The 12324-nt window shown below is 37.1% G+C and carries 11 protein-coding genes; 4 read left to right on the top strand and 7 right to left on the bottom strand.

Annotated features, from left to right (window positions below; all coding sequences use genetic code 11):
• Nucleotides 1–55 precede the first annotated feature (55 nt).
• The 5 genes from AS161_RS07110 to uvrC all read right to left on the bottom strand — a co-directional run bounded on the left by AS161_RS07110 (nt 56) and on the right by uvrC (nt 6135).
• Entirely contained in the window at nt 56–1249 is a 1194-nt protein-coding gene (locus tag AS161_RS07110) for an oligopeptide/dipeptide ABC transporter ATP-binding protein (RefSeq protein WP_241241354.1), read from the bottom strand.
• Nucleotides 1246–2277 (bottom strand): ABC transporter ATP-binding protein, encoded by a 1032-nt coding sequence (locus AS161_RS07105; RefSeq protein WP_206518796.1) that lies wholly within the window; start codon nt 2275–2277, stop codon nt 1246–1248. Before AS161_RS07105 ends, AS161_RS07110 begins: the two co-directional genes overlap by 4 nt.
• Entirely contained in the window at nt 2277–3209 is a 933-nt protein-coding gene (locus AS161_RS07100) for an ABC transporter permease (protein WP_164542289.1), read from the bottom strand. The genes AS161_RS07105 and AS161_RS07100 overlap by 1 nt, the downstream gene beginning before the upstream one ends.
• 14 nt (nt 3210–3223) lie before the next feature.
• Nucleotides 3224–4261: an ABC transporter permease gene (locus AS161_RS07095; protein ID WP_164542288.1), complete on the bottom strand. Its 1038-nt coding sequence runs from the start codon at nt 4259–4261 to the stop codon at nt 3224–3226.
• A 182-nt stretch (nt 4262–4443) separates the two neighbouring features.
• A complete protein-coding gene (gene uvrC / locus AS161_RS07090; protein WP_164542287.1) occupies nt 4444–6135 on the bottom strand; it encodes an excinuclease ABC subunit UvrC in 1692 nt (563 codons plus the stop codon).
• A gap of 139 nt (nt 6136–6274) precedes the next feature.
• On the opposite strand from uvrC, the gene AS161_RS07085 reads away from it, so the two are divergent.
• From AS161_RS07085 to AS161_RS07070, 4 genes are all read left to right on the top strand, one after another.
• Nucleotides 6275–7852, top strand: coding sequence for a CTP synthase (locus AS161_RS07085; protein ID WP_164542286.1), 1578 nt, complete (start codon nt 6275–6277; stop codon nt 7850–7852).
• Entirely contained in the window at nt 7852–8574 is a 723-nt protein-coding gene (locus AS161_RS07080; RefSeq protein WP_011993388.1) for a PHP domain-containing protein, read from the top strand. The genes AS161_RS07085 and AS161_RS07080 overlap by 1 nt, the downstream gene beginning before the upstream one ends.
• A 37-nt stretch (nt 8575–8611) precedes the next feature.
• Complete coding sequence (tsf, locus tag AS161_RS07075; protein ID WP_011993389.1) at nt 8612–9205, top strand: translation elongation factor Ts; 594 nt, start codon at nt 8612–8614, stop codon at nt 9203–9205.
• Between the two features lie 255 nt (nt 9206–9460).
• The gene (locus AS161_RS07070; RefSeq protein ID WP_164542285.1) at nt 9461–9877 is read left to right on the top strand and encodes a type II secretion system protein; all 417 of its coding nucleotides are present in this window, start codon (nt 9461–9463) and stop codon (nt 9875–9877) included.
• 65 nt (nt 9878–9942) lie between these two features.
• Here the strand turns inward: AS161_RS07070 and AS161_RS07065 are convergent, their stop codons facing one another.
• Nucleotides 9943–10731 carry an OAM dimerization domain-containing protein gene (locus AS161_RS07065; RefSeq protein ID WP_164542284.1) on the bottom strand — a complete coding sequence of 263 codons (789 nt, stop codon included), beginning with the start codon at nt 10729–10731 and terminating at the stop codon, nt 9943–9945.
• Between the two features lie 31 nt (nt 10732–10762).
• The gene (locus tag AS161_RS07060; protein ID WP_164542283.1) at nt 10763–12313 is read right to left on the bottom strand and encodes a lysine 5,6-aminomutase subunit alpha; all 1551 of its coding nucleotides are present in this window, start codon (nt 12311–12313) and stop codon (nt 10763–10765) included.
• Between the last annotated feature and the right edge of the window lie 11 nt (nt 12314–12324).

The following is a 12324-nucleotide window of genomic DNA, read 5'->3' as shown; positions in this document are numbered from 1 at the left end:
ATACAAAAAACAATCGACCCAATTAATTGGGTCGATTGTTTTTTCATTTTGGGTATTATAAACTTCCTGGGAAGTGACAAGCAACGAAGTGTTCAGGTTTAATTTCCCTTAGCTCAGGTTTTTCTTTTGAACAAATTGGTTTTGCAACTGGACACCTTGGGTGGAATGGACATCCACTTGGTGGATTAACCGGACTTGGAACGTCTCCTTGAAGTATTATTCTTTGTTTTTTAAAGTCTGGGTTTGGAACTGGTATAGCGCTCATAAGCGCTTTTGTATATGGATGCAAAGGTTCATCGAACAAGTCTTTTTTACGCGCAGTCTCAACAACCTTTCCAAGGTACATAACAACAACTCTACTGGAAATATACTTAATCAAGGACAAATCGTGCGATATGAAAAGATACGTTAAGTTATGTTCTTTTTGTAAATCCATCATAAGGTTTATAACCTGCGATCTGATTGAAACGTCAAGTGCAGCAACGGCTTCGTCTGCGATTATAAGCTTTGGATTCATTAGCAAAGCTCTTGCTATACCAATTCTCTGTCTCTGGCCACCGGAAAATTCGTGTGGGAATCTGTACATGTGTGTTGGGTGAATTCCAACTTCTTCAAGCGCTTTTCCAACTTTATCAATTGCCTGCGATTTCGTAATCATTTTGTGAGCTAAAGGACCTTCGGCAAGGATATTTTTTATACGCATTCTTGGGTCAAGCGAGCTGTATGGATCCTGGAAAACTATTTGGATATCTCTTCTGAATTGTAAACGCTTTTCTTCCAAATTATCAACAAGGTATTTAATTAGCCCTTCTTCGCCTTTTTCCTTGAATATTTTTAAATATTTAGCATCAACATCGTCTTTAGGAACGAAATTGCTATTTCTGAATTTTTCGATGTATGTTTTTTGTACATATTTTTTAGCCTTCCATGAAGGTAAGAAATAGTGTGTTGTATCTTCACCATTCACTATAATTCTACCTGACGTAGGCTCGTAAAGTCTCAAAAGTGTCATACCAACTGTTGTCTTTCCACAGCCAGATTCACCGACAAGGCCAACCGTTTCGCCTTTGTAAACTTCAAAACTTACACCGTCAACAGCTTTTACCCAAGCAACTATTCTTTTAAAAACTCCCGCTTTGATAGGAAAGTGTTTAACAAGATTATCTATCCTTAAGATAACCTCTTTTTGTGTGTCTTGATTTTGGAAAGTTGTATTTTGAACAGCTTGTGTTATTTTGTTTTCGCTCATGCGCCTTCACCAGCCTTTGCTATTTTCTGTGCTTCTTCAACTTTTTTGTAGAAGAAACACCTTGAATAGTGCCCTTCTTCAACTTGTACAAGGTCTGGCATTTCTATAGTACATTTTTCTTCTTTGAATTCACATCTATTACTGAATCTGCATCCCGGTGGGAAGTGTAATGGGTCTGGAACCATACCCGGTATACTGTAAAGCCTGTCTTGTTCAATATCCAACCTTGGGATTGCGTTCAACAGTCCCCATGTGTATGGATGTTTAGGCTTTTTAAAGACAGTTTTTACATCGGCTGTTTCCATAACTTTTCCACCGTACATAACAACTACTCTATCAGCATTTTCCGCTATAACTCCAACATCGTGTGTGATAAGTATAATAGCCATTCCGTATTCTCTCTGTAATTCTTTCATTAGTTCGAGTATTTGTGCTTGAATAGTGACATCAAGGGCTGTTGTTGGTTCATCTGCTATGAGAAGTTTTGGTCTACAAGAAAGAGCCATCGCTATCATTGCTCTTTGTCTCATACCACCGGAGAGTTCATGTGGATATTCGTCAACACGTTTTTCTGGTTCAGGAATACCGACTTTTCTTAACATATCAATAGCCATTTGCCTTGCTGTTTTTTTATCAACGTCTTGGTGTAGCAAAATAGCTTCCATAATCTGTTCGCCAATAGTAAAGACAGGGTTAAGTGCAACCATTGGTTCTTGGAATATCATTGCTATTTCGTTACCACGGATTTTACGCATTTCATCGTCGTTGAGTTCTAATAAATTCTTTCCGTTGAATATGATTTCGCTACCTTCTTCTATCTTGCCCTTTGGGTCAAGTAATCTTAATATGGTTAGCGAAGTGACGCTCTTTCCACTTCCAGATTCACCAACGATACCTAATGTTTCGCCTTCATATACTTCAAAATCTACCCCATCGACTGCTTTTACGACACCATCTTCTGTATAAAAATATGTTCTCAAATTTCTAACAGTTAATAGCGGTTTTTTATCCAACTTGTCCACCTCCATTACTTCAACCTTGGGTCGAATACGTCTCTGAGAGCGTCGCCAACGAGGTTCCACGCAAGAACAAATAACACCATAGCCATACCTGGATAAAAGACTGCGTACCAGTATGAGAATGTTGAACCACTTGTACCAAGTATCCAGTTACGTGTGAAGTTAAGCATTGAACCCCAGTCAGCGTACCCAAGTGGAGCACCTAAGCCTAAAAATGATAAACCAGCAGCGGTTATAACAAGCGAACCCATACGCATTGATGCTTGAATCAAGACTGGGAAAATTGTATTTGGCAATATGTGCCTAATAATTATAAAGAAATCTTTTACTCCAAGTGCTTTTGCAGCCAAGACAAATTGCTCTTCTTTAACTTGTAAAATATTTGCCCTTATAAGCCTTGCAGCACCCATCCAACCAAAAACGGTCATTGCAATCATAACTTTATCCAAGCCGTTACCAAGGATAGTTGTTAAAACCATCGCGGCAAGCAAAAATGGAATAGACATGAACACATCTGTAATCCTCATCAAAATCTCGTCTATCCATCCACCATAATACCCGGCGATTGCACCGATTATTATACCAAATAGTGTAGAAATAATTGTAACCGTAAGCCCGATGTAAAATGCTGTTCTTGTACCCCAAACAACACCGTAGAATATATCTCTACCTTGGATCATACCAAATGGATGCTCTGCCGATGGAGGAACTGGCTCAGAACTCCAAGTTATAATGGGCATAATGTAAGGATTATCTAATTTCGTTGGGTTACCGTTATCGTCTAACATCATTGGGTTAACTGGTTTAGCTATAACAGGTGCAAGAATAGCAATGATTATAAAGAATATTAACAGAGAAAATCCCAATACTGCAGAAGGATTTCTAAAAATCTTGCGCATTACACGTTTAAATTCTGTATTTTGCTTTTTATTTTCACTCATCTTTTGGCACCTCCTTAACCAAGTCTGACTCTTGGGTCAAATACTGCGTATAAGATATCTATAATGAGGTTACCAAGTACAAGTAACGTTGAATAGAACAGAGTTGTTCCCAGAACAGTTGCATAATCAAGTGCAACAGCCGCTTCTGCCGCCAATCTTCCTATACCTGTTCGGTTGAATATAACTTCGATTATAACTGTACCAGAAAGTAAACCGATAACCATTGCACCTGCAACTGTAACTACCGGAATCATAGCATTTCGCTTTGCATGTTTGTGAATAACCTCTTTTTCAGGAACACCTTTTGCACGAGCAGTCCTGACGTATTCTTTTGAAAGAACTTCAAGCATACTTGACCTTGTGATTCTAAGTAAGTATGCCCACCACAAGAATGAAAGTGTCATAACGGGTCCAATTATGTGTCTTAATGCGTCCCAAAATATATCAAGTCTACCATTTATGAGCGCATCGATAGTTAAAAGATGCGTTGCCTTAATAAATGATGATGATTTAACTACTTCTTCAGCCCATTGTGAAAGATTTCCCGGAGGGAACCAACCGAGCACTGAATAAAAGACCATTAATACGAGAAGTCCAAAGACGAAGTCTGGGAATGACCAACCGATTATAGCAACAATTCTTATAAAGTGGTCTAAGAATTTATCCCTTTTAACTGCAGCCATTACTCCAAGCCATATACCAACTCCAACAACTGGGAAGAGAGCGTATAAAGCAAGTTCAAATGTATATGGAAACCTACTCCAAATAGCTTTTAATACAGGTTCTTTACCAACCTGTGACCAACCTAAATCTCCTTTTAAAGCGTTAAAAAGCCATTTTCCATATCTTTCTACAAATGGCTTGTTCAAACCGTACTTTTCTTTTAAAGCGTCGAGCTCTGCGTTTGAAAGCTTATCAAATACGTTTGGGTTTACGTATGAAGCAAGAAGTTTATCTGGACCCAAAATCTGGAACAAACTAAATATAATCAGTGAGACTCCTAAGACTATGAGTGGTAACAAAAGCAGTCTTCTGATGATAAAGGTTGTCAACTACCTCCACCTCCTGTGATAATCTAAATAAATAATTGAACGCTCGAAAAAGTTGATTTAAGAAGATTTCTTAAAGAAGATTTCTTAAATATGTATGTTAATTATAATAAGGTTAATATTTTATATGTCCTAAGGAAAATTATAACGCTCAAATTACATTTATCAACTTATTTAACACGAATTTAAAGGTTTCTACGATACGATAGTTCATTTAACAAACTTTCAGCGGCTTTTTTCCCAATTAATTGCTCAATTTCGCTCCTTGACACCGAGAGTATTTCTTCAATAGAAGTGTAACGTTCAAGCAGCGTCTTTTTTCTTTTGGGACCTATCCATTTTATTTCATCTAGAATGCTTCTAAGTGATTTTTTTGTGGATAAATTCCTTGTAAACTCATTTGCTACCCTGTGCGTTTCATCGCGTATCTTTACAAGTAACCTTAAAACAGGATGGTCGAAAGCCAACCTTATTTCTCCGTGCAAAGTTACTATAGTTTCTTCTTCTTTGGCCAAGCCTATTACATCACATTCTTTTTCTTTTCCAATTTCTTTTAGAGACTGGTAAGCGGCATTTACTTGCCCAATTCCACCATCTATGAAAAGTAAATCTGGGACGTTATGCTTTGTATATCTTTTTTTGACAACGATACGAATACTTTCAAAATCGTCCAAAATATCACCAAGTTTGTATCTTCTGTATTCTTCCTTCTTGATTTCACCGTTTTCAAAAACAACAAGCGAAGCCACCGTATTTTTGCCAGCCAAGTGCGAAATGTCTATTCCCTCTATCCTGTTTGGCAACTTCATGAGTCCAAGTAATTCCTTCATTTGTTTTAGAATACTCTTGTTAGTCAAAATAAGTCCTATCTCATAATTTAGGTTATCTATAGCTTTGTTGAGTAATTGCATTTCAACATCTTCTTTAGCTTGGGATACTTTTATTCCTAATATTTTGGCTATGTTTTTAAGCTCTTTATTCTCTTTTTCGACGATTATCTTTTCTGGTATATCTAAAGTGTTTTGTGTATAGAATAATTCTATGAAATCTACTATATGACCATCGTATTCATACACAAGCTTAGAGATAAGGTATCCGGAGCGTATTTTGAAAACGAGGAAAGTTTTATGTTTCCCAACGACTAAATCGATGTTTACAGATTCTGGTAAAACTACGCCTTGAGATTCCATGACTTTATTAAAATTCAACAATATATCCCTATACTTTGCCGCGTTTTCAAAATCGAGTAATCTGGCATGTTGCTCCATTTTTAACTTTATAAAAGAAATAACAGCGCTAAATTGCCCTTTGAGAACATTTTTAACCTCGTTAATTTTCTTTTTATAATCTTCTGGACTCTCTTCGTTGATGCATACGCCAGAACACAAACCTAAGTGATAATCCATGCAAGTTTTTTTCAATTTTGTAATATCACGTTTGCACGTTCTGAATTTGTATACTTTTCTCAGCACTTCGAAGAGTTGCCTTGTAAAATATACATTTGTAAAAGGTCCGTAAAATTCACCATCACCTTTGCGATTGCGAACAATTTCAAGATATGGAATTTCATCATTGCTTATCCTTATATATGGATAAACCTGCGTGTCTTTTAACATGGCGTTGTATTTTGGTTTGTATTTGTATATCATATTAGCTTCAAGTATTAGTGCTTCTTTCTCATTATCAAGTAATATAACTTGTAAATCATCAGCTTCTTCAACTATTAACTTGCTTTTACCATCTTTAGCTTTAAAATGTGAGGTTAATCTTTTTTTCAGCTCTTTTGCTTTGCCAATGTATATGAATTCTTCACCTTTTTTGAATATGTAAACTCCAGATTTGTTCGGTATTTTTTCCAAAATTTTAAAATCTAACATAAAAAACACCCCAGGTATCTAATTTTAACTTTATCTTCATATGATATTGCTTGAAAATTGTCAGAAATAATTATAAACTACTTTCAGTTAATTGTCAGCTAGAAAATTCAAAAATAAAATTCGATTTGGGGGGATTAAAATGCCCGAGAAATACATAGTTGTTACTGGTGGTGTTTTAAGCGGTATAGGTAAGGGTATTTTTTCCGCATCACTCTCAAGAGTATTAAAAGAAGTTGGAGTTGATATAAATGTTCTCAAGATAGATCCGTACTTAAACGTGGATGCTGGGACGATGAATCCAAATCAACATGGTGAGGTTTTCGTAACTGATGATGGATACGAAGCTGACCTTGATTTGGGACATTACGAAAGATTCTTAGGTGTCAGTATGACAAGAAAAAACAACATCACCGCAGGTCAGGTATATTCTACTATAATTCAAAGAGAGCGCGAGGGAAAATACTTAGGCTCAACAGTTCAGGTTGTTCCACACGTTACATCGGAGATAAAAGAAAGAATAACGACAATGCCAGGAAAAGTACTATCTATAGAAATCGGTGGAACTGTTGGAGACATCGAAGGTGAAGTGTTCTTAGAAGCTGTCAGAGAACTCGCGTTTGAAAAAAATAGAAATGATTTCCTGTTTGTTCACGTCACGTATGTTCCATATCTGAGAGTAACGAATGAGTTCAAAACTAAACCTACCCAACAATCTGTTCAGCTTTTAAGAAAAATAGGTATCCAACCGGACATTATAGTTGTCAGGAGCGAATTACCAATTGATTCTCAAAGTTTGTATAAAATAGCTCTCTTCAGTGGCGTGCCAAGAGAAATGGTTATAAATCTTCCAGACATCGGAAATGTTTACCAAATTCCAGAAACGTTGTACGAAGCAGGCGTGCACAAGCTTGTCGCAAAAAAACTGGGAATTGAAATAAATGAAGGTCCACTTAATTGGGTATATCCAAAGTCATTTAAACCATATAGGATAGCACTAATTGGTAAATATCTCGGGACAGACGATGCATACAAAAGCATAATTGAATCGATATTTTTATCAGGAGTTCAAAAACCGGTTGTCGTCGATGCACAAGAATTAGAAGAGCTTGATGATAATGGCGTTGCTCAGAAATTGAGCACATTTGATGCATTAATAATTCCAGGAGGTTTTGGAAGAAGGGGAATAGAAGGAAAAATAAAGGCAATAAAATATGCAAGAGAGAACAAAAAACCGATTTTAGGTATTTGCTTAGGTATGCAACTCATGGCTATCGAATTTGCAAGGAATGTTATGGGGTTAAAAGGCGCAAACTCTACAGAATTCGATGAATCGACTCCTTATCCGGTTGTAAATATGATGGAAGAGCAAAAGAAAATAATGAACCTTGGTGGTACGATGAGACTTGGTGCGCAAAAGATGAGAGTGCTTAAAGGTACGAAACTTTATAACATTTACAACCAAGAGGAAGTTTTTGAAAGACACAGGCACAGATATGAAGTTGATACAGAGAGATTTTCAGAGATGTTTAAACGACCTGGTGAAGAAGGATACAAATTTGTAATATCTGGTGAATCCGAATTCCTTGAAGCGATAGAAATTGAAGGTCATCCATTCTTTATCGGCGTACAATACCACCCAGAATACAAATCAAAAGTTGGACAACCACACCAAATTTTCTTAGAATTGATAAGGGCTATTGAGGAGGTTAATAGTTAATGCGAAAAATAATTGCTGATTATCACATTCATAGTAATTATTCACCGGATTCCAATAGCACTATAGAAGAAATATTGGAAACGGCAAGAGAAAAGAGGATTGAACATATAATTATTACCGACCATTATGAGTTAGCCGATAGCCATTTCAACGTTATAGATATTGAGACATATCGAAAAGAAATGGAAAAATACTCGCTACCTGTTGGCGTAGAACTTGGTTGGGATGGCATAAAAGAACTCAACATAGATACGACAAAATTTGATTATGTATTACTTGCACATCACTACGTGGAAGAACCTATAACGCAGGAAAGTTATAAGAATTACTTATTAAGGTTGCTAGATATTGTAAAACGATTCGACAGTTACCATGCATTGGCACATTTAGACTTTCCAAGAAGATATCATCCACAAAGAGAAGAATTTTCAAAAGAATTGTACGATATAATAACCGAAATACTAAAAATAGTTATATCAAATGGAAAAATGTTAGAGGTTAACGTTTCACCTATCAAATTGTACGGTGAACCAAATCCAAGTATCGATATTCTAAAGTTGTATAAATCGCTTGGTGGGAGGAATATAACGATAGGCTCTGACGCGCATAAGTTGGAAGATATTGGCAAAGGAATAGAAAAAGGTATTGAAATACTTTCGGAATTAGGTTACAATTATATCTTGGTGTTAGACACTGAATGGCGTGAGGTTAAGATAAAATAAAAAATTTTTATAAATCACAATAGAGGAGGTATGTTCTATGGAAATTAGTGCACAAATGGTTAAGGAACTTAGGGAAAGAACTGGCGCAGGTATGATGGATTGTAAAAACGCACTTGCTGAAGCAAACGGTGATTTTGAAAAGGCTATAGAAATTCTTAGGAAAAAAGGACTGGCAAAAGCAGCTAAGAAAGCAGGAAGAGAAACAAAAGAGGGTCTTATCATTTCTTACGTTCACCACAATGGCAAAATAGGAGTTTTACTTGAACTCAACTGTGAAACAGACTTCGTTGCAAGAACCGATGATTTCAAAGAACTTGGTAACAAAATCGCTATGCACATCGCAGCGATGTCACCAAGATGGGTTACAAGAGAAGAAGTACCAGCTGATGTAATTGAAAAAGAAAAGGAAATATACAGAGAACAACTCAAAGATTCAGGAAAACCAGCGCAAGTTATTGAAAAAATTATCGAAGGAAAACTTGAAAGCTTCTATCAAGACAACTGCTTACTTGAACAAAAATTTGCTCTCGACCAAAATGTAACAATTAAAGATATGATTCAACAAGCAATCGCGAAGATTGGAGAAAACATCCAAGTTTCAAGATTTGTTAGAATGCAAATCGGGGAATAACAAAGAGTAAAATAAATTGGTCAAAAAATCAAAAAGCCGTGTGATAACGCACGGCTTTTTTTGTCGGTCGTTTGTATTTTGAATCCAAACTGAAAAAATGAAAAAACATTTAACCTGAAATTTTAGCGTTTCATACCTTCTGAAATGTAATTTACCGTCGAAATCGTGCTGGTTATTTTCAAAGAAGTTAATTTTTGAAAATCTTGTGTTATAATTAAAGTGTGATTCCAAATCTCAAAAAAGGAGGTAGGTATTATGAGAAAAGGTTTTACGTTGGTTGAACTTTTGATAGTATTAGCGGTTATTGCAGCTCTTATGGCAGTTGCAACTCCGCTTGCGCTAAACGCGGTGAAAAACGCAAAGGCTTCTCAAGTGGCTCAAAACTTCAGAAATATCAAGTCAGCGGTGGAGAATATGTTCAATACAGAGAAACCTACAAACCCGACTGCAAGTATAACTATGAACGAACTTGTAAATAGTAAATACCTTAACTCCGCACCAGCTAACTTTTCTGTTTCAGCAGCTGCAGGCGCGGCAGGTACTTACAATGTTACTATAACATACTCAGGAAATGATGTTGAATTGAAAAGAGTTCAAGACAATGGTATGGGAGATGTTAAACAAAACGGTAAAGACCTTGAGCTTACTTTCTCAGTTCAAAAATGGTGGTAATTTAGGAATTTAAAATTTATAACTAAAAATCCCCCTCTGATATGAGGGGGATTTCATTTTGATGTTTATTTTTTGTGCCTTCTAACCCATTCTTGGGCTATAAACGCTGCGACATCTTCGGCGAATGTGCCAGGACCAAATCCAGCATCAAAACCAAGTTCTTTTGCAAGTTCATGTGTGATTCTCGGTCCACCAACGATTACTATAACCTCCTTCCTTATTCCTTCCGCTTCCAATATCTCAATTAGGTTTGTTAAGTTTTTTATATGCACATTCTTTTGGGTTACAGTTTGAGATACAAGTAATGCGTCGGCTTTAACTTCGATAGCTTTTGCGACAAATTCTTCGTTCGGTACTTGGCTTCCCATGTTGTATACTTCGAACATTTTGTATCTTTCAAGTCCGTAATGCCCAGCGAAGCCTTTCATATTCAAAATCGCATCGAGCCCAACCGTGTGCGCGTCTGTTCCAGTTGTCGCACCAACGACAACGAGTTTTCTGCCGATGTTTTTTTCGATGTATTCATCGATTTCCTCCATAGACATTCTGTGTACTTCAACTTTTGGTACGTGGATTGCGGTATAATCTACAGTATGCACGCAATCACCATATCCTATGAAGAACGTAAACCCCGGTGTGAGTTGGTAGTGGTAGACAATCATGGGATTATCGAGTCCCATCTTTTTCATTAATTGTTTTGCCGCTTCAACGGCCTCATCACCATCTGGGACAGGCAAAGTAAAACTGACTTGGACCTTTCCATCGTTCATTGTGTCTCCGTAAGGCTTTATGGCTTTCAAATTAAGTGTCTTATCGAAATCTTTTTTATCAAGAGAATACAATCCACCACTCATTGTATTTCCTCCTTCTTTTATATTTTATTTTTTATCTTTTAAGCATTTTTTCTTCAAATGGGTTGTAATAGTATTCGCCTTTTTCAAAGACACCATCTAAACCTTTTCCACCTTTGATTGGTCTTTTTGTGTTTGCGAATACTCCTTTCTCAAGTGATTTGAATAGCCCATCTTCCCTCATTTTTTCCAATAGTTCTATCGCTTGGTCAAGTACTTCTTTTGCCCTTCTTTGGATTATTCCATCTTGTTTGAATACGACTTCATCGCCTAAATTCCTCATGTTATTGAATATATACTTTGCCGTTTCGATAGCTACGTATCTATCAGAGAGGAACGGCGTATGTATTGCTTCCGTCATCATACCGAGCAATTGGATACCTTGTTTTGTCCATATACCTATAACGTTGAACATCGCGTCTTGGACAAGTCCTCTGAAAATATTACCGGTCATGAATCTTGTTGGTGGCATGTATTTAAGAGGAGCTTTCGGGAATAGCTCTCTTGAAAGCTGAGCTTGTGCGAGCTCGTATAAGAATCCGTTTTCAAGCCATGGATCCATTTCAAACGCGTGACCAAGTCCCATCTGCTCTTCTGGAATGCCGGCAAGCAGTGCAAGTTGTTCGTTTATGAGCTGTGAAGAGATAACTGTGTATCCTTGTTCGTAGGCATCTGCCGTTGTGAGGTAGTTATCTTCACCAGTGTTTATGATAATTCCAGCGTAACCAAGTATTATCCTTGAGAAATATTGGTCAACCATGGTTCTTATCATGTTTATGTCTCTGAATAGTATTCCATAAAGCGCGTCGTTTAACATCACATCTAATCTTTCGAGCGCGCCTAATGCTGCTATCTCAGGCATACACAAACCTGAGCTGTAATTAGTTTGCCTTATGTACCTTCCTACTTCTTTTGCAACTTCATCTAAAGCTTTTCTCATTATTCTAAAGTTTTCTTGTGTTGCGTACGTTCCACCGAAACCTTCAGTTGTTGCACCGTAAGGTACGTAATCAAGCAAGCTCTGGGCGGTTGAGCGGATAACCGCGATTATATCTGCACCTTGTCTTACCGCAGCTTGCGCTTGTATAACGTCTTCGTAGATATTTCCCGTTGCAACGATGACGTATATGTAAGGTTGCATCGGGTCTCCAAGCTCTTTTATCATTTTTTCTCTTTCCATTCTTTTTTCATCGATCATCTTTATAGTTTTATCAGCAATCTTATCGACTTGTGCTTTTATTTCATCTATATTGTGCATAGGTAATTTAGTTAAATCGAGTTTACCATCGGCAATTTGTTGCGCGATTTCTTGCGGAGTCATACCGGTCTCAAGAATTGCGTTACCTAGATAGAGAGCTACGCCGTTGCTGAGTGCGCCTTTTTCTTTTAAATGATCAACCACGACGTTTGGAAGAGGAATATCTTCGTTGTTAACACCATCTATTCCGAAGAATCTGCATATAGTTCTTTCAACGCTTACAGTTGAGTACTTTTTGACAAAATTCACAACGTCTAAGGCTATATCACGGGCTAATTGCCTTGCCTTTTCTATTTTCTTTGGATCAAGACCGAGTTTGCTTTCCATCTCTATGCCTC

The organism is Fervidobacterium sp. 2310opik-2 (assembly GCF_011057735.1).
Taxonomy (GTDB): Bacteria; Thermotogota; Thermotogae; order Thermotogales; family Fervidobacteriaceae; genus Fervidobacterium; species Fervidobacterium nodosum.
This window is presented reverse-complemented; position numbering and strand designations above follow the sequence as displayed.